This window comes from Streptomyces lateritius, assembly GCF_014649715.1.
In the GTDB taxonomy this organism is placed as follows: domain Bacteria; phylum Actinomycetota; class Actinomycetes; order Streptomycetales; family Streptomycetaceae; genus Streptomyces; species Streptomyces lateritius.
Genome location: NZ_BMTO01000020.1, coordinates 77,097 through 101,678 on the forward strand (window position 1 = coordinate 77,097; position 24,582 = coordinate 101,678).

General features: G+C 70.8%; 19 protein-coding genes, 1 tRNA gene and 1 riboswitch. Of the genes, 5 read left to right on the forward strand and 15 right to left on the reverse strand.

Annotation, left to right across the window (positions count from 1 at the left end; translation table 11 throughout):
• The first annotated feature begins 242 nt into the window (after positions 1-242).
• Positions 243-806 carry a TetR/AcrR family transcriptional regulator gene (locus tag IE136_RS31600; RefSeq protein WP_158987954.1) on the forward strand — a complete coding sequence of 188 codons (564 nt, stop codon included), beginning with the start codon at positions 243-245 and terminating at the stop codon, positions 804-806.
• Positions 807-874: 68 nt separating this feature from the next.
• Here IE136_RS31600 and IE136_RS31605 read toward each other — a convergent pair whose 3' ends face one another.
• Entirely contained in the window at positions 875-1,756 is an 882-nt protein-coding gene (locus tag IE136_RS31605) for a Bax inhibitor-1/YccA family protein (protein ID WP_158987955.1), read from the reverse strand.
• Between the two features lie 132 nt (positions 1,757-1,888).
• Positions 1,889-1,970 (reverse strand) — tRNA-Leu (locus tag IE136_RS31610).
• 401 nt (positions 1,971-2,371) lie between these two features.
• On the opposite strand from IE136_RS31610, the gene IE136_RS31615 reads away from it, so the two are divergent.
• Together IE136_RS31615 and IE136_RS31620 are read left to right on the forward strand one after the other, a co-directional pair.
• Positions 2,372-3,142, forward strand: a complete 771-nt coding sequence (locus IE136_RS31615) for an ABC transporter ATP-binding protein (RefSeq protein ID WP_158987956.1) — start codon at positions 2,372-2,374, stop codon at positions 3,140-3,142.
• Between the two features lie 80 nt (positions 3,143-3,222).
• Complete coding sequence (locus IE136_RS31620) at positions 3,223-5,754, forward strand: ABC transporter permease (RefSeq protein WP_158987957.1); 2,532 nt, start codon at positions 3,223-3,225, stop codon at positions 5,752-5,754.
• A gap of 93 nt (positions 5,755-5,847) precedes the next feature.
• Here IE136_RS31620 and IE136_RS31625 read toward each other — a convergent pair whose 3' ends face one another.
• From IE136_RS31625 to IE136_RS31670, 10 genes are all read right to left on the reverse strand, one after another.
• Positions 5,848-7,074, reverse strand: a complete 1,227-nt coding sequence (locus IE136_RS31625) for a phospholipase D-like domain-containing protein (protein ID WP_229819344.1) — start codon at positions 7,072-7,074, stop codon at positions 5,848-5,850.
• 116 nt (positions 7,075-7,190) lie between these two features.
• The gene (locus tag IE136_RS31630) at positions 7,191-8,495 is read right to left on the reverse strand and encodes an SAM-dependent methyltransferase (protein ID WP_189602024.1); all 1,305 of its coding nucleotides are present in this window, start codon (positions 8,493-8,495) and stop codon (positions 7,191-7,193) included.
• Positions 8,496-8,694: 199 nt separating this feature from the next.
• Complete coding sequence (locus IE136_RS31635) at positions 8,695-10,077, reverse strand: NAD(P)/FAD-dependent oxidoreductase (protein ID WP_158987959.1); 1,383 nt, start codon at positions 10,075-10,077, stop codon at positions 8,695-8,697.
• Positions 10,078-10,478: 401 nt separating this feature from the next.
• Complete coding sequence (locus IE136_RS31640; protein ID WP_158987960.1) at positions 10,479-11,393, reverse strand: Ppx/GppA phosphatase family protein; 915 nt, start codon at positions 11,391-11,393, stop codon at positions 10,479-10,481.
• Positions 11,390-11,926, reverse strand: coding sequence for a DUF501 domain-containing protein (locus tag IE136_RS31645; RefSeq protein ID WP_158987961.1), 537 nt, complete (start codon positions 11,924-11,926; stop codon positions 11,390-11,392). Before IE136_RS31645 ends, IE136_RS31640 begins: the two co-directional genes overlap by 4 nt.
• A gap of 90 nt (positions 11,927-12,016) precedes the next feature.
• On the reverse strand, positions 12,017-12,490 hold the full coding sequence (locus IE136_RS31650) for an FtsB family cell division protein (protein WP_158987962.1): 474 nt from the start codon (positions 12,488-12,490) through the stop codon (positions 12,017-12,019).
• A gap of 170 nt (positions 12,491-12,660) precedes the next feature.
• A complete protein-coding gene (gene eno / locus IE136_RS31655; protein WP_158987963.1) occupies positions 12,661-13,947 on the reverse strand; it encodes a phosphopyruvate hydratase in 1,287 nt (428 codons plus the stop codon).
• Positions 13,948-14,245: 298 nt separating this feature from the next.
• Entirely contained in the window at positions 14,246-14,953 is a 708-nt protein-coding gene (locus IE136_RS31660) for a LysM peptidoglycan-binding domain-containing protein (RefSeq protein ID WP_158987964.1), read from the reverse strand.
• Positions 14,954-14,956: 3 nt separating this feature from the next.
• Positions 14,957-15,128, reverse strand: a riboswitch (cyclic di-AMP (ydaO/yuaA leader).
• 258 nt (positions 15,129-15,386) lie between these two features.
• The gene (locus IE136_RS31665; protein WP_189602007.1) at positions 15,387-16,418 is read right to left on the reverse strand and encodes a LysM peptidoglycan-binding domain-containing protein; all 1,032 of its coding nucleotides are present in this window, start codon (positions 16,416-16,418) and stop codon (positions 15,387-15,389) included.
• A 113-nt stretch (positions 16,419-16,531) separates the two neighbouring features.
• On the reverse strand, positions 16,532-17,773 hold the full coding sequence (locus IE136_RS31670) for a cytochrome P450 family protein (RefSeq protein WP_229819345.1): 1,242 nt from the start codon (positions 17,771-17,773) through the stop codon (positions 16,532-16,534).
• Positions 17,774-17,935: 162 nt separating this feature from the next.
• On the opposite strand from IE136_RS31670, the gene IE136_RS31675 reads away from it, so the two are divergent.
• Positions 17,936-19,147, forward strand: coding sequence for a globin domain-containing protein (locus IE136_RS31675; protein ID WP_229819348.1), 1,212 nt, complete (start codon positions 17,936-17,938; stop codon positions 19,145-19,147).
• Positions 19,148-19,161: 14 nt separating this feature from the next.
• Here IE136_RS31675 and IE136_RS31680 read toward each other — a convergent pair whose 3' ends face one another.
• The 3 genes from IE136_RS31680 to IE136_RS31690 all read right to left on the reverse strand — a co-directional run bounded on the left by IE136_RS31680 (position 19,162) and on the right by IE136_RS31690 (position 21,970).
• Complete coding sequence (locus tag IE136_RS31680; protein WP_189602010.1) at positions 19,162-20,154, reverse strand: nucleoside triphosphate pyrophosphohydrolase; 993 nt, start codon at positions 20,152-20,154, stop codon at positions 19,162-19,164.
• Positions 20,155-20,210: 56 nt separating this feature from the next.
• Positions 20,211-20,852: a SurA N-terminal domain-containing protein gene (locus IE136_RS31685; RefSeq protein WP_189602011.1), complete on the reverse strand. Its 642-nt coding sequence runs from the start codon at positions 20,850-20,852 to the stop codon at positions 20,211-20,213.
• A gap of 122 nt (positions 20,853-20,974) precedes the next feature.
• Positions 20,975-21,970 carry a glycosyltransferase family 2 protein gene (locus IE136_RS31690; protein ID WP_158987969.1) on the reverse strand — a complete coding sequence of 332 codons (996 nt, stop codon included), beginning with the start codon at positions 21,968-21,970 and terminating at the stop codon, positions 20,975-20,977.
• A 125-nt stretch (positions 21,971-22,095) separates the two neighbouring features.
• Here IE136_RS31690 and IE136_RS31695 point away from each other — a divergent pair, with 125 nt between their 5' ends.
• Complete coding sequence (locus IE136_RS31695; RefSeq protein WP_189602012.1) at positions 22,096-24,504, forward strand: YfhO family protein; 2,409 nt, start codon at positions 22,096-22,098, stop codon at positions 24,502-24,504.
• Positions 24,505-24,582: the final 78 nt, after the last annotated feature.

The window sequence follows — 24,582 nt, forward strand, 5'->3', positions numbered from 1 at the left end:
GACCTCAGGTCGCTGCCAGGCACGGGGTCGGCAAACCTGCGCCGCGAGGCAGCTCTCGCGGATCAACGCGATGCGCGCCGCCGCCCCCTCCTGCAAGGGCGACGCGTTCGACGCGCCGAACGTCGGCGCGAATGGAGAACGATCGTTCCCCCGCTGCCCTATAGAGTAGGAGAACGATAGTTCTCCGCGCACGGCGCGCAAGGGGCCCGGCGCCCGAGCTCGCATGAGGGAGTGGACGGACGATGGACACGGAAACCGCCGAGCTGCGGCTCCTGGAGGCCGCCGAGACCCTCTTCGACGAACGCGGGGTGCAGGCGGTCGGCATGGACGCCATCCGCACGGCGTCCGGCGTCTCCCTCAAGCGGCTCTACCAGCTGTTCCCCTCCAAGGACCATCTGGTCTGGGCCGTCCTCAAGCGCCGCGACGGCGCCGTGCGCGAGGCCATCGCCGCCCACGGGGCCACCCGCGCCGACACCCCGTACACCCGCGCGCTCGCGGTCTTCGACTACCTCGGCGACTGGTTCGCGGACCCCGGCTTCCGCGGCTGCGCCTTCATCAACACCTTCGGCGAGATGGGCGGCATCTCCCCGGACGTCGCCGACATCGCCCGCGGCCACAAGCAGGCGCTGCGCCAGTACTTCGCCGAGCAGACCGACGCGCTCGGGGCGCCCCGGGAGCTCGCCGACCAGCTGGCGATCCTCGCCAACGGCGCGATGGTCCTCGCGGGCATCGAGGGCTCGGCGGAGCCTGCCGTCCGGGCGAAGGACGCGGCGCGGGTCCTGCTCGACGCGGCCGCGCCCCGGTGACGCGGAAGGGCCCGCCCCGGCACGAAGCCGGACGGGCCCTTCCTCACACGTCACACACGGGTGTCGCGTCAGTCGTCGCCCTGCAGGATCGACAGCAGACGCAGCATCTCCAGGTAGATCCACACCAGCGTCAGGGTGAGGCCGAACGCGGCCAGCCAGGACTCCTCGCGCGGGGCGCCGTAGGCCACGCCGTCCTCGACCTGCTTGAAGTCGAGGGCGAGGAAGCAGGCGCCCAGGATGATGCCGATCACGCCGAAGAGGATGCCGAGGCCGCCGCTGCGGAAGCCCAGACCGTCACCGGCGCCGTCGAAGAGGGAGAACAGCGCATTGACGGCCATCAGCAGGATGAAGCCGATCGCCGCGGCCATCACGAAGCCGTAGAAACGGCGGGTGACGCGGATCCAGCGCATCTTGTACGCGATCAGCACACCGGCGAAGACCGCCATCGTGCCGAGCACCGCCTGGACGACCACACCGGGAGAGATGTAGGTCGAGACCGCGCTGGAGATCACGCCGAGGAAGACGCCCTCGAAGGCCGCGTAGGCCAGGATGATCGCCGGCGAGGCCTTGCGCTTGAAGGACTGCACCATGGCCAGGACGAAGGCCACCAGGGCCGCGCCGATGGCGATGCCGTAGGACTTCCCGATGTTGGCCTCGTCGACCGGCAGCAGGAACCACGACAGGGCCGCGGTGAGCACGACCGTACCGAGCGTCATGGCCGTACGGCTCACGACGTCGTCGATCGTCATCACATTGCCGCGGGCCTGCGGCGGGGCGCCCAGCTGGGTGTCCTGGGCGTACGGGTTGGTGGCGTACGGGTTGGTCGCGCCCTCGGCGTACGGGGTCGTTCCGACGGCGGGGCCCCCGGCCTGCGGCTGCTGCGCGTTGAAGCCGGCGGCGTTGTCGCGGCTGAACCCCCGTCGCGAGAAGACCGGGTTGCTGCTCCTCATCTCACTCCTCCATGGCCGCACTGCGCGGCCTTGCGTCAAGAGTAATGCGGAAGCAAAGGAAACTCCCTAGTGCTAGGGGAGGATCTTTCCACGATCGTTAAGGAAGCCCGGCGGCGAGCGCGGGGAGAGCTGTGCCCGGAACCGGACTCGAACCGGTACGGCCCGAAGGCCAGCGAGGTTTAAGCTCGCCGTGTCTGCATTCCACCATCCGGGCATGGTGCGCGGCTCCGCGTTGGCACATGAGCCTATCGGGGTGCTTCCCCCGTTCAGCCGAACGGTGATCCGATGTTGTCTTATTTTATTGACGTCTGAGGGTGTGTCAGCGCAGGTGGGGGGCCATCTGACGAAGTGTGACGGGGCTCGCAGGCGCAAAGACGCACACCTGGGAATGACGGAAAGTCGCCGCACCCTTGACGCGTTCCCTCACGGGGTACCGGCCCGCCCGGCGTCACCGGGGCGCCTCAGGGGTCCCGTCATACCTCAGGAGGAGGGGCGGGCATTCCGGTCCGACTCGAGACTGCCCCGGGAACGGGCATGTGGGCGGACGACCCGGGCCTCAACGCTCGACACGATGGAGTGGTTCCCGAACGCACCGTCCCGACAGGAGTCCCCCTCGTGACCACCTCCCCCACCGTGTCCCGCGCCACCGCGGTGGCAGCCCGCGCCACGGATCTCTCGAAGGTCTACGGACAGGGTGAGACCCAGGTGGTCGCCCTGGACCACGTCACCGTCGACTTCCGCCAGGGAGAGTTCACCGCGATCATGGGGCCCTCGGGCTCCGGCAAGTCGACCCTGATGCACTGCGTCGCCGGCCTGGACTCCTTCAGCTCCGGCTCGGTCCGGATCGGCGAGACCGAGCTGGGCACCCTGAAGGACAAGCAGCTCACGCAGCTGCGCCGGGACAAGATCGGCTTCATCTTCCAGGCGTTCAACCTGCTGCCGACGCTGACCGCCCTGGAGAACATCACGCTGCCCATGGACATCGCGGGCCGCAAGCCCGACAAGCAGTGGGTGGACCGGGTCATCGACATGATCGGCCTGTCCGGTCGGCTGAGCCACCGCCCCGCGCAGCTCTCCGGCGGCCAGCAGCAGCGGGTCGCCGTGGCCCGTGCGCTGGCCTCCCGCCCCGAGATCATCTTCGGTGACGAGCCGACCGGAAACCTCGACTCGCGCTCGGGCGCGGAGGTCCTGGGCTTCCTGCGCAATTCGGTGCGCGAGCTGGGGCAGACGGTCGTCATGGTCACCCACGACCCGGTCGCCGCCTCCTACGCCGACCGGGTGATCTTCCTCGCGGACGGCCGGATCGTCGACGAGATGCTCAGCCCGACTGCGGACGGCGTGCTCGACCGCATGAAGGCCTTCGACGCCAAGGGCCGCACGAGCTGACGCCCCTCCGGGGCCGCCCGCCCCGGACCCCGCGCCTCTCGACGTTCCGCCCCGCAGGGGCCCCACTCCAGGACACACACATGTTCCGTACCGCCTTGCGCAACGTGCTCGCGCACAAGGCCAGGCTGCTGATGACCGTGCTCGCCGTGATGCTCGGCGTGGCCTTCGTCTCCGGCACCCTGGTCTTCACCGACACCCTCTCCCAGGCCTTCCGCAACCAGTCGGCCAAGAGCTACGACGACGTGGCCGTCGCCGTCAGCATGTACCCGAGCCCCGAGGACGCCGCCAAGACCCCCGGCCTCTCGCAGGACGTCATCGACCGCATCGGCAAGCTCGACGGCGTCGCCGCCGTCTCCGGGCGGGTGGACGGCTTCGCCGGCGTGCCCGACAAGGACGGCAAGCTGATCGGCGTCGGCTGGTCCAACAAGGGCACGAACTTCGCACCCGGTGCCGACGGTAAGGACCGGTCCTACGACTTCACCCAGGGTGCCGGCCCGGTGCGGGACGGCCAGATCGCGCTCGACAAGGACACCGCCCTCAAGGGCGGCTACAAGGTCGGCGACACCGTCCGCGTCGCCACCAACGGACCGGTGAAGGAGTACACCCTCTCCGGTGTCTTCACCACCGAGGACGGCGCGGTCAGCGCCGGCGGCAGCCTGGTCCTCTTCGACACCTCCGTCGCGCAGCAGCAGTACCTGAAGCCGGGCTTCTACCAGGACGCCACCGTCGTCGCCGCCAAGGGAACGGACGCCGACAAGCTCCTGGACGAGGTCCTGAAGATCGTCCCGGAGGCGGCCACGGCCCAGACCGGCCAGGCGCTCGCCGACCAGCAGGCCAAGGACATCGAGGCCGGGCTCGGCGCGCTGAAGCAGGTGCTGCTCGGCTTCGCGGGCATCGCCCTCTTCGTCGGCGTCTTCCTGATCGCCAACACCTTCACCATGCTGGTCGCCCAGCGCACCAAGGAGCTCGCGCTGATGCGCGCCGTCGGTGCCTCGCGCAAGCAGATCACCCGCTCCGTCCTCGCCGAGGCCGGCGTCGTCGGCCTGGTCGCCTCGGTGGTCGGCTACGGCATGGGCATCGCGCTGGCCGTCGGGCTGCGCTCGGGCATGAACGCCTTCGACCTGAAGGTCCCGGACGGTCCGCTGGTCCTCGGCGCCACCCCGCTCATCGCCGCGCTCTCCGTCGGTGTCCTGATCACGATGCTCGCCGCCTGGCTGCCGGGCCGCCGCGCCGCGAAGATCCCGCCGGTCGCCGCCATGAGCAGCGTCCACGCCGCCGCGTCGACCAAGTCCCTCGTGGTCCGCAACTCCATCGGCGCCGCGCTCACCGCGCTCGGTGCGGTCCTGATCGTGCTCGGCGCGAGCAAGGGCGGTGACGATGGCCGGATGTTCATCGCGGGCGGCGCCTTCGTCACCCTCATCGGCGTGATCGTGCTGATCCCGCTGCTCTCCCGCCCGGTGATCGCCGTGATCCGTCCGCTGTTCGTCGGCGCCTTCGGGGTCTCCGGCAAGCTCGCCGGTCTGAACGCGGTCCGAAACCCGCGCCGTACCGGCGCCACCGCCTCCGCACTCGCCATCGGTCTGACCCTGGTCACCGGCCTGTCCGTGCTCGGTACGACGGTCGGCGCGGCCCTGGACAAGATGACGACGGAGCAGATCCGCGCGGACTACCTGGTCTCCATGGCCAGCGGCGAGGGCATGAACGAGGACGCGCTCGCGGCGATAGAGAAGACTCCCGGCGCCACCGCCGTCTCGCCGCAGCTGGCCGGCTGGCTCACCCTGAAGGGCAAGGGCGTCTCGGCCTCCGGTGTCACCCCCGGCGACATCGAGAAGCTCATCAAGCTCAACACCGTGAAGGGCTCGCTGGACTCGCTCGGCCAGGGGCGGATCGCGGTCGCCGAGAAGACCGCGACCAAGCAGGGCTGGAAGGTCGGCGACACGCTGCCGGTCGAGTACGTGGACAAGAAGAAGGGGAAGCTGACGGTCGGCGCGGTCTACGAGGACAGCGAGTTCGTCTCGCCGGTCCTGATCGACGCGGAGATCATCACCGCCCACGAGCAGCAGTCCTACATCCCGCAGATCTTCGTCTCGATGGACGGCGGCGCCTCCGCGGCCAACGAGAAGGCGCTCGCGAAGGCCATGGGCGACAACCCGGCCGTCACCGTCATGGACCAGAAGGACATCCGTGACCTGTTCGGCGGCCAGATCAACATGCTCCTGAACATCATGTACGGCCTGCTGGCGATGGCCCTGATCATCGCGATCCTGGGCGTCGTGAACACACTGGCCATGTCGGTGTTCGAGCGGCAGCAGGAGATCGGCATGCTGCGGGCGATCGGTCTGGACCGGCGCCGGGTGAAGCGGATGGTCCGTCTGGAGGCCGTCGTCATCTCGCTCTTCGGCGCGGTCGTCGGCATCGGGCTCGGGGCGTTCCTCGGCTGGGCGATCGGCGAGACCCTCAAGAGCTCCCTGCCGGGTTACGCGCTGGTGCTGCCGTGGGACCGGATCGGCGTCTTCCTGGTCCTGGCCGGACTGGTCGGTGTGCTGGCCGCGATGTGGCCGGCGCGCAGCGCCGCGAAGCTGAACATGCTGAACGCCATCAAGGCCGAGTAGCCGAGCAGGCAAGCAGCTGAGCGGCGGAGTCGGTACGTACGCCGAAGGGCCGGGTTCCCCCGCGGGGAGCCCGGCCCTTCGGCATGGGTGCGGTCAGCTGCCCGCGCAGTAGGTCATCAGGTGCTCGTGGTTCGCCTTGTACTGGCCGAAGAGCGTCGCGTTGTCGATCTTCAGCAGGGTCTCGTCGTTGGCCCGCAGGGCCGGGTAGGTGTAGTTGTGGCTGCCGGTCCACACCAGCTTCTTGCCGGCCACACCGTCGTACGTGCCCTCCACGAGCAGGTACTTGGAGTGCAGGCCGGCCTTGGCGACGCCGGTGCCCCGGTCCTCGTAGCACTGGACGCGCTGGGTGAGCTTGCCGGAGATGATCGACTCCACGGTGGTGCCCATCGAGTCGGGGTAGCCGTCGTGGGCCAGGATCACCGAGCAGCCCGCGTTCTTCAGGGCGACCATCTTGGTGGCGATCTCGTCACGGGTGAAGAGGTTGGCCGCCATGCGCACCTGGGTGCCGCCCGCACAGCTGACCTTGTCGAGGATCAGCTTGATCGTGTCGGTGGAGGCGTCGTTGTCGTACGACGTGCCCGCGGCCTCCTTGCGGGGGAAGAAGTACGTCTTGTACGCGCCGCTGACCGGGGTCTTGTAGTAGTGGTCGAGCCCGGCGGAGGTGCCGTACTTCACCAGGTCGGCGAAGTACGCCTGGTAGCTGCCGTAGAGGCCGGTGTCGACGATGGTGACGGCGTTGTTGAACAGGTCGGTGCGCTGGACACCGGTCATGTTGGCGGAGGTCTGCACGACCACGTCGCTCGCGCCGCCGGTGGAGGAGAAGAGGAAGAACTTGTTGTGGTTGATGGCGCCGTCGCTGTCGCTGGGCAGCTTCCTGCTGCCGATGCAGCCGCGGCCGGCGGGGCAGGCGAGGACCCAGGAACCCTGGGTGCGGTCCGTGCCCAGGCGCGTGGCGAGGCGGTCGTACTCGCCGCCGGTCATCGTCACGGAGGTGTGGTCGATGACGATGCGGACGTCGACACCGCGGGTCTTCGCGGCGCCGAGGGCGTCGGTGACGCTGTCGTCGGTGAAGGTGTAGAGCCCGGCCGTGATGCTGGAGCCGGCGGGCGCCTGGCTGATCAGGTCGACGATGTGGTCGCGGACCCGGTTCTGGGCGGTGGTGTCGCCGGCGGGGTCGTTGAAGGTGGCGGTGGTCGTGACGGCGGCGGCCGCCTCGGCCGCGGGGGCGGCGGCCGGGGTGGCGCTGCCCGGCACGGCGGCGAGGGCCAGCAGGCCGCTCGCGGCGGCGAGGGCGAGGAAGTAGCGGGTGGGGCGGTGCACGGGTGACGGTCTCCGTCCGAATGGCATATCCATGACATTTCGGACTCAAGAAAGAGAGGCGGGGCGTCGGTCGGCACCGGCGCCCCGCCCTCGACGAGCCCGAAGGCCCGAAGGTATCAACGCCCGGTCTGCTCGTTCCACACCCGGGTCCGCAGCGCCACGCCGGACCGGCCGCCCTCCGGCGTCTTCACGGCGAGGAACTGGTTCACGCCGATCCGGTTGCGCTCGAAGGAGACCGCGGAGGCGGCCATGTAGAGCCGCCAGACCCGCGCGCGGCCCGGCGAGACCATCCGGACCGCCCGCGACCAGTCGCGCTCCAGATTCGCCACCCAGCGGCGCAGCGTCAGCGCGTAGTGCTCACGGATGGCCTCCACGTCCCGGACCTCGAAGCCCGCGTCCTCCAGGGTGCTCAAGGTCCGTCCCATCGGGGCCAGTTCGCCGTCCGGGAAGACGTAGGCGTCGATGAACGGATCGATCTCGTACGTCGCCTCGTCCGGCTCGGGGCGGCGCGAGATCTGATGGTTGAGCAGCCGGCCGCCCGGTCTGAGGAGGGCGTAGAGCGTGTCGGCGTACTCGCGGTAGCGGACCTGACCGACGTGTTCCGCCATGCCGATGGAGGAGATCGCGTCGTACGGACCGTCCTTGACGTCCCGGTAGTCCTGGACGCGGATCTCGATCCGGTCGGTCAGTCCCTCCTCGGCGATCCGCTTGCGGGCGAAGACGGCCTGCTCGCGGGAGAGGGTGATGCCGACGACCCGGGCGCCGTACTCCCGGGCCGCGTGGACGGCCATGGAACCCCAGCCGCAGCCGACGTCGAGGAGCCGGTCGCCCTCCTTCAGGTTCAGCTTGCGGGCGATGAGGTCCAGCTTGTCGCGCTGGGCGTCCTCCAGCGTCCCGTCCTGCGTCCAGTACGCGCACGAGTAGACCATCGAGGGCCCGAGGACCAGCGCGTAGAAGTCGTTGCCCACGTCGTAGTGGTGACTGATCGCCTGCTTGTCCCGGCGCTTGGTGTGCAGGGCGCCGGTGCGCCGCCGCACCTCCTCGGTGGGCGGCGGCGGGGGCGGCAGGGGCCCGGCCATCTTCACCAGGCCGCGCGCCGCGGCGCGCAGCCGCGGGTCGCGGACGGTCTCCAGGACACTCCTGGTCTCCTCGCCACGCTCCCAGATCAGCCCTGCGAGCCGGTCCAGGACCTCGTACAGGTCCCCCTCGACGTCGATCTCACCGGCCACCCAGGCACGGGCCAGGCCCAGTTCGCCGGGCTTCCACAGCAGCCGGCGCAGGGCGCGGCGGTGCCGGACGATCAGGACGGGGCCGCCCGCGGGGCCCGCTTCACTGCCGTCCCAAGCTCGCAGCCGCACGGGGAGCGGAGCCCCCAGGAGTTCCTCCGCGAGAGTGGTCAGCCGCAACGCGGCGTCGGCCATGGTGCACACCTCCGTGATGTCGTGCCCCAGATTGCTCGTCACCACGTAAACACCCTCAGTAGGCGAATGCAGTCCCGCCGTCACGCAACGACTCGGCAAAACACCCGGGCGGACATGCCGAAGGGCCGTCCGCACCACGGATGGCGGACGGCCCTTCGGCACTTACGGTCCTTCGGGTACTGCTGTCGACGCGGTGGAACTAGGAGGCCTTGGCCTTCTCCTGGTTCGCCGGGGCGGCGGGTGCCGGAGCGGGCTTGGCGGCCTCGTAGAACTCCTCGCGCGGCGTCTCCATCGCACCGAGGGAGACGACCTCGCGCTTGAGGAACATCGCGAGGGTCCAGTCGGCGAAGACGCGGATCTTGCGGTTCCAGGTCGGGACGGCCATGCCGTGGTAGCCACGGTGCATGTACCAGGCGAGACGGCCCTTGAGCCTGATCTTCATCTTGCCCATGACGATCATCGCGACGCCCTTGTGGAGACCGAGGCCCGCCACCGCACCCTTGTTGGAGTGCTCGTACGTCTTCTGCGGGAAGCCCCGCATGCCGGAGACCACGTTGTCGCCGAGGACCTTCGCCTGACGCAGCGCGTGCTGGGCGTTCGGCGGGCACCAGGCGTTCTCGACACCGGCCTTGCGGGCGGCCACGTCCGGGACCTGGGCGTTGTCGCCCGCGGCCCAGATGTAGTCGGTGCCCTGGACCTGGAGCTTCTCGGAGGTGTCCACGTGGCCGCGCGGGCCGAGCGGGAGACCGAAGCGGGCGAGCGCCGGGTTCGGCTTCACACCAGCGGTCCACACGATCGTGTTGGAGTCGACCTCGAGGCCGTTCTTCAGCACGACATGGCCGTCGACGCAGGAGTCCATCGACGTCGAGAGGTAGATCTCGACACCGCGGCCCTCGAGGTGCTCCTTGCCCCAGCGGCCCAGCTCCGGGCCGACCTCGGGAAGGATCTTGTCGGCGGCGTCGACCAGGATGAAGCGCATGTCCTCGCGCTTCACGTTGGTGTAGTACTTCGCCGCGTCGCGGGCCATGTCCTCGACCTCGCCGATGGTCTCCGCGCCGGCGAAGCCGCCGCCCACGAAGACGAAGGTCAGCGCCTTGCGGCGGACCTCCTCGTCGGTCGTCGAGTCGGCCTTGTCCAGCTGCTCCAGGACGTGGTTGCGGAGGCCGATGGCCTCCTCCACGCCCTTCATGCCGATGCCCTGCTCGGCCAGGCCGGGGATCGGGAAGGTACGGGAGACCGCGCCCATCGCGATGACCAGGTAGTCGAAGGGCAGCTCGTAGGCCTCGCCGACGAGCGGCGCGACCGTGGCGACCTTGCGGTCCTGATCGATGGTGGTGACGCGACCGGTGAGCACCTCGGCTCCGCGCACGACGCGTCGCAGCGGGACGACGACGTGACGCGGCGAGATGCTGCCTGCGGCGGCTTCGGGGAGGAAGGGCTGGTACGTCATGTACGAGCGCGGGTCGACGACCGTGACGGTCGCCTCGCCGTAACGCATCTTCTTGAGAATGCGTCGAGCTGCGTACAGGCCTACGTACCCACCGCCTACAACGAGGATCCTGGGACGCTCCGTGGTGCTCATGCATCGAGTATCCACCCCACTCAGGGGGGTCGCTCGTGCGCCCCTTCACAAGCTCTTGGAATACCTCTGCTACACTCCGCCGCCCACGTGACCCAGGTCATGTTGAAGCAAAGGAACCAGGGTGCATGGGTGAACGTTGTTCACCCCCATTGAACTGGCCCGGAGAGCGGTAATTAACGCTGAACCACAGCCCCCGTTCACCCGATGGAAACATCGAGCGAACGGGGCCGCGGGCCTGCGAAAGAGCCCCGACAGGGGCCCGGAAGCCCCTGAAGGGCCTCCAGAGACCCCCTCGGGGCTCTTTTCCTTGTGAAGAACTTCACGAACTTTCCCGGCCGGGGCCGCCTCCCGGCCCACTCGAGGCCCAGGTGGACCTCCGCAGAGGGGTCACGGGGTGGCCTTCATGCCACGGACAGGGCGATCCCGTCGAGGATGTCGTGCTCGCTGACGACGACCTCACGGGCCCCGATCCGCTCCATGATCTCGAGCAGCACCAGCGCCCCGGCGGCGATGACGTCGACCCGTCCCGGGTGCATCACGGAGATCGCGGCGCGCTCCTCGTGGGTCGAGGTCAGCAGCCGACCGACGACGTCGGCGACCTGCTCGTACGAGATCCGGGAGCGGTGGATCCGCTCGGAGTCGTACTCCCGCAGGCCCAGCGCGATCGCGGCGACCGTCGTGACCGAACCGGCGAGGCCCACGAGGGTGTCGGCCTCCGTGATCGGCACCGTCTCGGCGGCCAGGTCCAGCGCGGCCCGGACGTCGGCGCGGATCGCGGCGATCTCCTCGGCGGTCGGCGGGTCGGCGCGGACGTGCCGCTCGGTGAGGCGGACGCAGCCGATGTCGACCGAACGGGCCGCCTCGACGTGCTTGTTGCCGACGACGAACTCCGTGGAGCCGCCGCCGATGTCCACGACCAGGTACGTCTCCGTGCCGTGCAGTTCCGCCGTGGCGCCGGTGAAGGAGAACTCGGCCTCCTCGTCGCCGGAGATCACCTCGGGCTCCACGCCCAGGATGTCCAGCACGCCCCGCACGAACTCGTCCCGGTTCTCCGCGTCGCGCGAGGCCGAAGTGGCCACGAAACGGAGCCGCCCGGCGCCCAGTTCCCTGATGACGGCGGCGTACTCGCGGCAGGCCGCGAAGGTCCGCTCCAGCGCCTCGGGCGCGAGCCGGCCGGTCTTGTCGACGCCCTGGCCGAGCCGGACGATCGTCATCCGCCGGTCGAGCTCGATCAGCTCACCCGTCTCGGGGTCGACGTCGGCGACCAGGAGGCGGATGGAGTTCGTACCGCAGTCGATGCCCGCGACCCGGGTCATTCGGCGCCTTCCCTCTCCCCGCACGGGTCGACGCAGGGCCCCTTGGCCCACCACTCCGGCAGCATCGCGAGCGCCTCGTCGCCCAGCGGGTTCACACCCGGCCCCGCGGCCAGCGAGTGGCCGACCAGGACGTGCAGACACTTGACCCGGTCGGGCATGCCGCCGGCGCTGGGGAAACCCTCCAGGACCTCGATGGCGTCCCGGCGGGCGATGTAGTCCTCGTGCGCGGCCCGGTAGGCGTCGGCCAGCTCGGGGTCGGTCGCGAGCCGGGCCTGCATCTCCTTCATGACCCCGTTGGCCTCGAGCGTGCCGATCGCCGAGGCGGCGCGGGGGCAGGTCAGGTAGTACGTGGTCGGGAAGGGGGTGCCGTCGGGCAGCCGCGGAGCGGTCTCGACGACGTCCGGGTTGCCGCAGGGGCAGCGGTGCGCGATGGCGCGCAGGCCCCGGGGCGGGCGGCCGAGCTGCGCCTGGAAGGCGGCGACGTCCGCCTCGGTCGGCTCGGTGCGTTCGGTCTGCGGAGGAGGCGTTTCCATGCGGCGTCTTGTCTTCTCGTCGGTGGCGGTCGATGGGCCGGTGGGTCCGGGGCCGAGTGGCCCGGGGGGCCATCATCTCGCGTCGTCGCGTCAGCGGCGCGCGTCGGCGTGGTCGACGCCGTCCCAGAGGTCGGAGTACCAGGGGCGGTCGGCCGCGCCCTGATCGGTGCGCCGGGCCCGCTCGGCGTCGGGGTCGTTCACGGTGAAGCCGGTCTCGCCCGGCATGACGTAGTGCAGGTGCTCGCGGGCCAGGCGGCGGACGTACGCCGGGTCCTGGAGCCGGGCCTTCTCGTCGCGCAGCTCCTCGACCCGCTCGGCGGCCTCGGCGGCCTGCCGCTCCTGGTCGGCGATCTCGCCGCGCTGGGAGACGTACTGCCGCATGGGGTAGGCGAGCGCCACCACCAGCGAGCAGACGACCAGGGCGAGGAAGGCCGCGCGGCCGGTGAGCCGGGAGCGGCGGGCCTGACGGCGGGTCTGGGAGCGGTAGACACGGGCGGCGGTCTGCTCGCCGATCAGTTTGATCCGGGTCGCGGTCGAGAACCGGTCCCGGTCCTTCGCGGCCATGTGTTCCCGCCTCCCTCACATACGTACATCCCCGCACACGGTACGGGACCGCGTGCGGGGACGTATGTACGACGGGCTGTCAGCCCTTGCTGCGCCGATCGGTTCGCGGAGCGCTGTGCCGATCGGTTCGCAGGGCGCTGTGTCAGTCAGTTCGCGGGGCGCTGTGCCGATCAGTTCGCGGGGCGAAACCGCGGGAAGGCGCTGCGGCCGGCGTAGACCGCGGCGTCGTCGAGGATCTCCTCGATGCGCAGGAGCTGGTTGTACTTGGCGACGCGCTCGGAACGGGCCGGGGCGCCGGTCTTGATCTGGCCGCAGTTGGTGGCGACGGCGAGGTCGGCGATCGTGACGTCCTCGGTCTCGCCGGAACGGTGGGACATCATGCACTTGAAGCCGTTGCGCTGGGCCAGCTCGACGGCGTCCAGGGTCTCGGTCAGCGAACCGATCTGGTTGACCTTGACCAGGAGGGCGTTGGCGGTGCCCTCCTCGATGCCGCGGGCCAGACGCTCCGGGTTGGTGACGAACAGGTCGTCACCGACGAGCTGCACCTTGGCGCCGAGCTTGTCGGTGATGGTCTTCCAGCCGGCCCAGTCGTCCTCGAACAGCGGGTCCTCGATGGAGACCAGCGGGTACGCGTCGACGAGCTCGGCGTAGTAGTCCGTCATCTCGGCGGCCGAGCGGGACTTGCCCTCGAACTCGTACGAGCCGTCCTTGTAGAACTCGGACGCGGCGACGTCGAGCGCCAGCGCGATGTCCTTGCCCGGGACGTAGCCGGCCTGCTTGATGGCCTCGAGGATGAGGTCGAGCGCCTCGCGGTTGGAGCCGAGGTTCGGGGCGAAACCGCCCTCGTCGCCGAGACCGGTGGACAGACCCTTGGTCTTCAGGACGGACTTGAGGGTGTGGTAGACCTCGGTGCCCCAGCGCAGGGCCTCGGAGAAGGACTCCGCGCCGATCGGCGCGATCATGAACTCCTGGATGTCCACGTTGGAGTCGGCGTGCGAGCCGCCGTTCAGGATGTTCATCATCGGAACGGGCAGCAGGTGCGCGTTCGGGCCGCCCAGGTAGCGGAAGAGCGGGAGGTCGGAGGCCTCGGACGCGGCGTGCGCGACGGCGAGGGAGACGCCGAGGATGGCGTTGGCGCCGAGCGAGGCCTTGTTGTCGGTGGCGTCCAGGTCGAACATCGCCTGGTCGATCAGACGCTGCTCGGTGGCGTCGTAGCCGACGAGCTCCGGGCCGATCTGCTCGATGACGGCGAGAACGGCCTTCTCCACGCCCTTGCCCATGTAGCGGTTCTTGTCTCCGTCACGGAGCTCAATGGCCTCGAAAGCTCCGGTGGAGGCACCGGACGGAACGGCAGCACGGCCGGTGCTGCCGTCGTCGAGGCCGACCTCGACCTCGACCGTGGGGTTGCCTCGGGAGTCCAGGATTTCCCGGGCTACGACGACGTCGATGGACGGCACGAGCATCTCCTTCTGGGATGTGACGCTAGATGTGACGAACGCTTGTGCAGGGTCGCTTCGGCCTTGCGACAAGAGCCTATCCGGCTCCGGGGCTCCGGCCAGCCGGGCGCCCGCCCCCTGGGACGAAAAAGGACCCAAGGGCACGCATCTGGGGTCAAAGGACCCCGGACCTACCTACCGGTAACAGGGAAAACCCCGGTCCGGCACGCACGGGGGAAGGGCGCGCCGGACCGGGGTGGTCACCGCGGGAGGGTCGTGGGACCCGTGGGAGCCGCCGGACTCACACGGGTCGCGGGGCTCACTTCAGGTGAAGCTGCTGGCCCGGGTAGATCAGGTCGGCGTCGTCGACGATGTCCTTGTTGAGCTGGAAGAGCTTCTCCCAGCCACCCTTGACGTCGTGCGCGGCGGCGATCTTGCTCAGGGTGTCGCCGGCGACGACCTTGTACTCGCCGTCGCCCTTCGCGACCTTCTTGCCGGTCGGCGTGGTGACGGTCTTCTTCGGCTCGGCCTTCTTCGCCGCGGCCTTGGGGGCGGTGCGCTGCTCGCTGCGGGTCGTCGGCTGCTCGGCCTGGCGCTCCTGCTGCTGCGGGGCGCTCTGCCGCGGCGCGCTCTCGGCGGCGCCACCGGTGTAGGAGGCGCTGGAGAGGCCCACGCCACAGCTCGGCCAGGCACCCTTGCCCTGGCCGGCGAGGACCTTCTCGGCGATCTGGATCTGCTGCGACTTCGAGGCCTGGTCGGCGGTGGCGGCGTACGCGGTGCCACCGTAGGCGGCCCAGGTGGAGGCCGAGAACTGCAGGCCGCCGTAGTAGCCGTTGCCGGTGTTGATGGACCAGTTGCCGCCGGACTCGCACTGGGCGACGGCGTCCCACTCGGAGGCGGTCGCGGCCGAGGCGGAGCCGGCGGTCATCAGGGGGGCGGCCACGGCGACGCCGGCGATACCGGCGAGGGCGACGGCGCGGGTGGCCTTGGAGGGACGACGGTGTTTGCCCTTGACGGAAAACAGCATGGGACTTCTCCTCACCGACGCCTACGAGGTGAGCTGTCGGGTTCGGGCGTGAGCTGCCCGGCCGCGCGACTGGCGCGCGGCTTCACCCCAAGCCGGTCCGTCGGCCGTCTGTCTCGACGGCCGGGGGCGGCACTTACCTTGGGTCCCCCGCTCCTGCCTTCGGCGCTGACGCGACGACTGTTCCCATCGGCCGACGGCAGGATTCGGCGTACCGGTCGACGGGGCCCGCGGTGGCGAGCGGTGACGACCGTAGACACAGACCTCCCCGAAGTTCAAAGAGGCGCAAGAGGGACATATCGCCCCTACTTGCATGTCGACGAGCAATGTTTGCGCAGGTGAGAGGCGACAAGAGCAGACTTTGCGGACGCGACACGCCAGTTGGGACGAAGAGACTCATGTCTCACTTCCACAGACCCGGACATACGGTCCCTAACTACCCCTGCGGCTGAGTCAGTCCGAGCGTCAGGTCGAGGCTCTGGCCAGGGAGGATGAGGTCGGGATCGGCGCCCACCGTCCGGCGATTGGTCTCATAGAGGGACGCCCAGCCGCCGGGCAGTTCGTTCTCCTGAGCGATCCCCGAAAGACTGTCGCCCGGCCTGACGGTGTATTCACCCGAGATGTCTGCGCTATCCGTGTCGCCCGATTTGCTCGAACCATCCGCGGGAGCCCCGTCGGCTGTCGACCCGTCAGCCGGAGAGGCATGGCGACCGGTTTCCTGGGTATTGCCCGTATTGCCCGTCTCTTCCGGGGCCGCGTCGCCGCGGTGCTTGCCGGTGCCCGGGGCCGCCGGCGCGGCGGGCGCCCCGGAGGTGGCGGGCGTGGTGGGCGTCTGCGGCGTCGGGCCGGCCGGGGACGGCGTCCCGGTGGCCGGCGACCCGGTGGGCGTCGAGGCGTCCGGCGTCCCGGGCGCGGCGGGCGTCGTCGGCGTGGCGGGCGTCGTCGGCGTGGCGGGCGCGGTCTCGGGCGCCTCGGGGACGGTGGCGACCGATCCGGGGGCGGCCTCGAGACCGGCGGTCCGGTTGGACTCCTCGACCGGGCCCGTGGGCTCGGTCGGCGCGACCGGCGGCCCGGGGTCGACGTCGGGGGCGGCGCCGTCGTTCTTCAGACCGGCGATCGGAGCACAGGTGGCCCACTGGGTGGAGCCCGCCGCGAGCGCCTTCTCGGCCACCGCGATCTGCTGGGAGCGGCTGGCGAGGTCCGCGCTGGACGCGTACGCGAGACCGCCGTAGGTCTCCCAGGTCTCCTGGGTGAACTGGAGTCCCCCGTAGAGCCCGTTGCCGAAGTGGGCGCTCCACAGGCCTCCCGATTCGCATTCGGCGACGCGGTCCCACGTGGCGGCGTCGGCGGCCGAAGCGGATCCCGCGCCGAGCAACGGCAGCGCGAGGGCCGATCCGGTCACGCCTGCGGCGACGACGAGGGCGGGGGCCTGGCGGGGTCTGCGGTGTCGACCGTTCCCGGAGCGCATGCAAAATGCCTTTCGCGTGACTGCTGAGGTGACGGTGAACGTAGCGGCATTCGAACGCTTGTCACAAGTCGATGCAGCGGAGATCACGTAAAAGTCACAGTCTTGACGGCATGTCAGTTCACAACTGGTGCGAACTCCACCGGAAGCGTGCGCAATCCGCGCATGATGAGCCCGCCGCGCCAGCGCAGATCGGCGGGATCGGCCGCAAGTCGCAGGTCCGGCAGGCGCGTCAGCAGGGTCGCAAGGGCGACCTGGCCCTCGAGACGGGCGAGCGGGGCGCCGATGCAGTAGTGGATGCCGTGCCCGTACCCCAGATGCTGGTTGTCACGGCGGGAGAGATCGAGCGCGTCCGGCGCGCCGAACCGCTCCGGGTCCCGGTCTGCCGCCGCCAGCACCACGAGGACCGGATCCCCGGCCGGGATCTCCTGCCCACCGATCGTCAGCGGCTCCATCGCGTACCGCCAGGTCGCCAGCTCCACCGGCCCGTCGTAGCGCAGCAGCTCCTCGACGCCGGTCTCCAGCAGGTCCCGCTCCCCCGCCGCCAGCGAGGACTGGAGACGTTCCCGCTCTCCCGGGTTGCGCAGCAGCGCGTACACCCCGTTGCCCACCAGGTTGACCGTCGTCTCGAACCCGGCGAAGAGGAGGATGAACGCCATCGCGGCGGCCTCGTTCTCCGTGAGGTGCTCACCGTGGTCGGACGCCTTGATGAGCCCCGAGATCAGGTCGTCGCCGGGGTCGAGGCGCTTGCGGTGGATCAGTTCCGCGAGATAGCCGCGCATCTTCTTCACCGACCGCGCCACCCCGCCGCGCGGCCCGCCGCCGTGGCGGATCATCATCCCGGCCCAGTCCCGGAAGTCGTCCTGGTCCTCCGGCGGGACGCCGAGCAGGTCGCAGATGGCGTAGATGGGCAGCGGGAAGGCGAACTCGTGGATGAGGTCCGCCTCCCCCTTCGCCGCGAAGGAGTCGATCAGCCGGTCGGTCAGCTCCTGCACGCGCGGGGCGAACTCCGCGACCCGGCGCGGGGTGAACGCCTTCGAGACGAGTCGCCGCAGCCGCGTGTGGTCCGGCGGGTCGATGTTGAGCAGATGCGTCATCAGCTCGGCCTTGCGCTCGCCCGGGATTCCCGTCTTCCCCTTGGCGTGCGCGGGCTCGTCGTGGTGCGCCGGGTTCTTGGAGAGCCGCTGGTCGGCCAGGGCCTGCCGGGCGTCCGCGTACCGCGTGACCAGCCACGCCTCGACACCGCTGGGCAGCTTCGCCCGGTGCACCGGCGCGTGCTCGCGCAGCCAGGCGTAGGCGGGATAGGGATCGGTCGCGAACTCCCAGGTGAAGAGCTCGGGGGCGGGGGGCGTGCTCACCCTGAGACGGTACAAGGTCGCCGCCCCGCCGTCCTCCGGGCCGCCGCGCTTCCTCCGGGCGCGATGCGGGCCGCCGGCGATGCGGGCCGGTGCGCAGGGGGCGCGGGACCAGGTGAGGCGAAGACCGGCAAGATCGGCGAGTCACCGCCTAGATTCTCCGGAGTGGATGCCCAGTTGCTCAGAAGCACGTTCGCCGTCGTCGAGAGACGCGCCGAACATGCCGTCACCTTCTTCTACTCCCACCTCTTCTGGAACAACCCGGGCGTTCGAGAGCTCTTCCCCGAGGACATGCGGCCCCAGCGCGACCGCCTCTTCGCCGCCCTCACCCATGTCGTGACCCACCTGGAGGACCCCGGCCTCCGGGAGTACCTCACCCATCTTGGGCGGGATCACCGCAAGTTCCTGGCCGCGCCCGCGCTCTACGCCGCCGTCGGGGCCAGCCTGACCGCCGCCTTCGCGCACGCCGCGGGGGCCGCGTGGACGGTCGAGGCCGAGAAGGCGTGGGCCGAGGCGTACGGGTACGTCGCCGACCTCATGCTGCGTGGCGCCGAGGAGGCGGCGGCGGCCGGGGAGCCGGCCTGGTGGGACTCGCGGGTGGTGCGGCACGAGCGGTACGGGGAGGATCTGGCGCTGCTCACGCTGCGGCCCCGGCAGCCCTTCCCCCATCTGCCCGGACAGTACGTCAGCGTCAGCTCGCTGCGGGTGCCGCGCGTCTGGCGGACGTACTCCCTCGCCAACGCGGTACGCGAGGACGGGACCCTGGAGCTGCACGTCAGTCTCGTACGGGGCGGGGTGATGAGCACGGCGCTCGTCGAGGAGACCCGCGCGGGCGAGACGCTGCGGCTGAGCGCGCCCGGCGGCGGGCTGACCTCGCGGACCGACCCCGGTGCCCCGCGCACGTACATCGCCGCCGGCACCGGCTGGGCCCCGGTGAAGGGGCTTCTCGAAGAGGTCGCGCAGGGGCCGGAGGGCGTCGAGGCGCGACTCTTCCTCGTCGCCCGCGCCAGGGAGTACCTCTACGGGCGGCCGGACGCCGAGCGCCTGCGGGAGCGGATACCCGGGCTGAACGTCACGTACATCACCTCGGCCCCGCACCATCCCCGCGACCAGGCGACCGAGCGGCTGCTCCAGGCGCTGCGGATCTGCGGGTACTGGCCCGCGCACGACGTCTACCTGGCCGGGCCGCCCGGCTTCCTCGCCGAGACCGTGCCGGTCCTGGAGGAGCTGGGGACCGATCCGGCGCGGATCTTCCACGACGCCCTGCCGGCCGTCGACCGGCCCCGTCCCCGCCCCGGCTCCACCTCCGAGTGGCTGATCGACCCCCCGGCCCTCCTCTGGCACGACCCCGAGGCCCGCACGCCGCGCTCGCCCTGAGCGGCCGGCTCGCGTCAGCCCTCGGCCGACCCGTCGGCGTCGTGGCCCTCCGCCGTGCGGATCGCGTCGCGGTAGGCGCGGGCGGCGGCGCGCAGGGCCGCCTCCGGGTCGACGCCGGCCTCCTCGGCCCGTACGGCGAGGGCGAGCAGTTCGTAGCCGAGGCCCTCGCCCGCCGGCACCTCGACGTCCAGGCCCGCCGTCCGCACCCGGCCCGCGAGCTTCGCGGCGAGCGCGAGACCGGGCTGGCCGAGCGGCACCCCGTCGGTGACCGAGTCGCGCTGCTTCTCCATCGCCTTCGTCCGCTGCCAGTGCTCCTTGACGTCCTCCGGGGTCTCGGCGGTCTCGTCGCCGAAGACGTGCGGATGACGGTGGACCAGCTTCTCGACGATCGTCCCGGCCACGTCGTCGACGGAGAAGGGCTCCTCCTCGTGCTCCTCGGCGATCCGGGCGTGGAAGACGACCTGGAGGAGGACGTCCCCGAGCTCCTCGCGCAGCTCGACCCGGTCGCCTGCCTCGATCGCCTCGACGAGTTCGTACGCCTCCTCGATGCCGTACTTGGCGAGTCCCTTGTGCGTCTGCCGTGAGGACCACGGGCACTCGCGGCGGATGCGGTCCATGACCTGCACCAGGTCGAGGAGGCGGGCGCCGGGCAGGTCGTACGAACCGGGCAGCAGCTCCAGGTCGGGCATCGCGACCCGGCCGGAGCCGGCGAGCCGGGCGAGCCCGTCCGTCAGTGCGTGGTCGCCCTCGCCGGAGGCCAGGACCACGACGGTCCGTCCTCCGGCACAGGCGTCGACGAGGTCCTGCGCGGCGGGGCGGGCGTGCTCGACGGCGACCCCGGCCTCGCGCAGGTACGGCAGCTGGGGGTGGTGCTCGTCGGCGCAGAGCACCCGGTGGGCGGCGCGCAGCGTCTGCCAGGCGGGCCAGGACAGCAGTCCGGGCGCCACGCGATGGCTGGCGGTGAGCAGGACGACACGACCGGGCTCGACGAGTGCTTCAGCGTTCACCCTTCGACCTTACGTGGAGCCCGGGTCCCGCTCAGGGCCGCCCTCAGGCCCCGGCGTCAGGCCCCCTCGGCCGCCTCGGGGGCCCGGCTGATCTGCCGCAGCCAGGCCGGGCTGTACGTGCCCAGCTGGATCTTCTCGTCGTCCCAGGAGCCGAAGCGCGGGTTCACGTCGATGCCGAGCGACTTGGAGGCGGCGGTGAACACCCCGGTGAGCTTCTGCTGGCCCTCGGGGGTGTTCGCGATGCCGAGCTTGGCGGCGATCTTGTTCATGAGGACCGTGCGGCGGACGACCGTGTCGATCTGGTCGGGGGCGACACCCTGCTGCTGAAGCAGCATCGCGGCGAGCTGGTCCTCCCCACCGCTCTGCTCGACGAATTCGTCGTGGGCCTTCTGGATCTCGCCCCGGCTGACGGTGATCCCGTTGTCCTCGGCGACCCGGTCCACGACCCGGTCGAAGATCATCACGTTGAGCTTCTCGCGGCTGAGGTCCCCGGTGGCCTTGATCAGCTGCGCGGACTGCGGGGAGGCCTGCTGCGCGGCCCTGACGTCGCGGACCTGGTCCTGGAGGCTGGACACCTCGATCCGTTCGCCGCCGACGACGGCCGCCGCCCCTGGGTGGGATCCACTCCCGCAGGCGGCGAGCAGCGGGGCCGCGGCGAAGAGCGCGGCGGAGACGGAGAGCGCGGTGCGGCGGTGCAAAGGAGCCTCCCGGGCGGGTCGTGCGTCAGTTGAACGACCTTGCGGTGATCGATGTTAGGCAGTCGCCGTGGCCGGGGCCACTACTTCGAGGCCACTACTTCGTGCCCCCGGCTCCCCGGCCACTACTTCGTGGCGGCCGTCTCGACCAACGACTCACGTGTTCGGGTGGTGTCGGTCCGCGCGGTGATCGTCCTCGGCGTGTCCGTGTTCGTCGCCTTCACCAGGAAGTGCGGGCGCCGCTTCACCTCGTAGTAGATGCGGCCGACGTACTCGCCCACGAGCCCCAGCATCACCATCTGGACGCCCGCCAGCGCCGTGACGGTGACGAGCAGCGTCACATAACCGGGGGTGTCCACTCCGTTCACCAGGGCGACACCGACGATCCAGGCCGCGTACGCCAGGGCCACCGAGACCAGCAGCATTCCCAGATAGACGGCGGCGCGCAGCGGCTTGTTGTTGAAGGAGAGCAGCCCGTCGAGCCCGTAGTTGAGCAGCTTTCCGAAGCTCCATTTCGAGCGGCCCTGCTCACGCACCGCATTCTCGTACTCGAATGTGGTGGTGCGGAATCCGACCCAGGCGAAGAGACCCTTGGAGAAGCGGTTGTACTCGGTGAGTTCGAGGATCGCGTCGACGGTACGGCGGGACAGCAGCCGGAAGTCGCCGACCCCGTCCACCAGCTCCACGTCCACCAGACGGTTGATCGCCCAGTAGTAGGCGCGCGCGGTCAGGGTGCGGGTCACCCGGTCGCCGGTGCGCGTCCTGCGGGCGATGACCTGGTCGTACCCCTCGGAGTGCAGCCGCACCATGCGGTGCACGAGCTCCGGCGGGTGCTGGAGGTCGGCGTCCATGATGACGACGGCGTCGCCCTCGGCATGCTGGAGGCCGGCCAGCATCGCGGCCTCCTTGCCGAAGTTCCGGCTGAAGGACACATAGCGGGCGCGGGGGTCGGAGGCGGCGATCTCCGCCAGGAGCGGGAGCGTACGGTCGTGGCTTCCGTCGTCCACATAGACCAGCTCGAATTCTCCGTCGAAACGGGAGAGTTCGGCGGTCACATGGTCGTGGAAGCGACCGATGATCTCCTCTTCGTTGAAGCACGGAACCACAATCGAGAGCAGCACGAGAGAAACGACAACCCACGGTGATGTCGGCGGCTGATTCGCCACATGACCGGCAGGCGACCATTGAATGAACTGGCCGCCGGGGAAAGCCTTTTCGCCTTCCGCACTGGCATATTCGGACCATTATGAAGATCCGGAGCCACCGGGCGCCCGCCCTCGCCGCCCTTCTCACCGCGCTCGCCGTGTGCGCGGGGGACACCGTCGCCCGCACCTTCCCGTTCGGGCCGCACCGGCGCGGCGTCAACGACCTCGCGAACCAGTTCGTGCCGTACCACGCCCGTCTGTGGGACCTGCTGCACGGCAGGACCGACGGCGGGCTGCTGCTGAACTGGCAGTCCGGGTGGGGCACCGCCTTCCTGCCCGACCTCGGGACCTACCTGGGCAGTCCGTTCGCGCTCCTGGTGGCGCTCTTCGCGCGCGAGGACATCGAGTACGCGGTCTACACCGTCACCGTCCTGAAGATGGCCGCCGCGTCGGCAGCCATGGTCGTGACGCTGCTCCGGATGCGGCCGGGGCCCTGGTGGGCGGCGGCGGTGCTCGGCGCCTCGTACGGGCTGTGCGGCTGGGCGGTCATCGAGGCCACGTACAACCCGATGTGGCTGGACGGCCTGATCGCCTTCCCCCTGCTCTGCCTGGTCGGCGAGTGGGTACGGGAGGGGCGCCGGCCGCTGCTCGGGCCGGTGGTCGTCGCCCTGTGCTGGGCCGCCAACTTCTACACCGCGTACATGGCGACGCTCGGAGCGGCGCTGGTGCTGCTCGTACGGCTGGCGGCCACGCGCGACGAGCGGACCCGGCCGTGGGAACGGCGGGTCCCGGTGCGGGCCGTCGTGACGGTCCTGGTGGGGACCGGGCTCGCCGCCCCCGTCCTGGTGCCGGTGTTCCTCGGCTCCCGGCACGCCTACCCGGCCCTGCCGAGGGAGTTCCTGCCGGCCGGCTGGACGGACGTCTTCGCCCGGCTCCTGCCGGCGACGTACAGCTTCACGACGCCCGCCGCGTTCCTGGGCACCGGGACGCTGCTGCTCGCCGGCGCGCTGCTGCTCCACCAAGAGGTCCCGCGGCGGGAGCGGCTGCTGTGGGCCGGCTTCACCGCGGCGGTCGCGGTGTCGTTCCAGTGGGAACCCACCCACCTGCTGTGGCACGTCTTCGCCACTCCCAACGGCAGCCCGTACCGGCAGACGTTCGTCCTCTCCGGGGTGCTGGTCGTCGTCGCCTGGACGGGGCTCTCGTACGGCTGGCCCGGGCGGCGCGCCCTGCTGGGCGGGGCGGGGGTGGTGGCGGCTGTCGCTGTGGGCGCGGCGGGCAGCGACCTGGTGACGGTGTGGACGTATCCCCTGCTCGCCGTAGGTCTCGCGGGGGCGTGCGGCGCGCTGTGGCTGGTCCGGCGGGGGCTCCGGGCGGGGCGGCGGGCGCCGCGGTACGAGGTGGTGGCGGCGGTGCTGCTGGCGGGGGTGCTCGTCGGGCAGGCGGCGGCGACCACGGCGTACACGGACCGGGAGCGGCTCGGGCGGCTCGACGACTACCCGGCGTACGGCGCCGAGCACGAGCGTCGCCGGGAGGCGCTCGCCGAGGCCGACGGCTGGCCCGCGTACCGCACCGACTCCGGCCGCGAGCAGATCACCGGCAACGAACCGATGCTGCTGGGCGGACAGGGCGCCGCGTACTACAGCAGCCACACGCCGGCGGTGCTGACGACGACGCTTGCGGCGCTCGGCGGTGGCTGGACCTCCGGCGGGCGCAATCTGCAGAGCCTGGACAACCCGGTCACGGACGCGGTGTTCGGGGTGGGCGCGCGGTGGCGGGACGACCGGGTGGTGAGGACGGGCCCTGTGGTCCCCTTGGTCTCGGTCCGTCCGGAGGGCAAGGCCCCCCGGCTCGGCATCTCGGCGTACCGCAACCAGGAGCGGTTGCTGGGGGCGCGGGTGTACGACCTGCCCGCCGACGGGGTCTGTGCGGTCGGCAGGGAGGTCTTCCTCTGGGCCCCGCAGTTCAGGGGGACGGCGCGGCTGGGAGCGGACGGCGTTGTCGTGAAGCTGACCGGTGACATGCCCAGGCGGCGGGCGGCGATGACCTCGCTCGGGGTGCAGCGCGTTGCGGGCGCCCGCCCGGTCCTGGAGGGCGAGAGGCTGTGGCACCGGGTCGGCTGCCTGGACCGCCGGCGGCTCACGACGGCGGTGGCGGCCCTGCGAGCGGCGGCTCCGACGTCCGTCCAGGTGACCGACAGCGGCATCCGCGCCGAACTCCGCCCGGGCACACGGGGCACGGTCGTCCTGGCCGCCCCCCGGATCGCGGGCTGGACCTGCGAGGGCCGCCCGGCGGAGACGTACGGCGGCCTGGTCGCGGTACGGGTCGACGGCTCGCAGGCGTCGGTGAGCTGCGTCTTCCGTCCCCCGGGCCTGCGGGCGGGAATCGGCGGAGGGCTCGTCGCGGCGGGGGGCCTGGCGGTGTGGCTGTGGGTTCTGGGGCGGCGCCGCTCCTCGGCGCCTGCCCCGGAGGCCCCTGTCCGAGACAGGCAGGAGTTGACCCCGACGGCGTGAGGGGACGGAAGCGACGAGAGGGCCCCGCGGGATGATGGCGGGGCCCTCATGCCGCAGGGCCGTAGAGCCCCAGGGCCG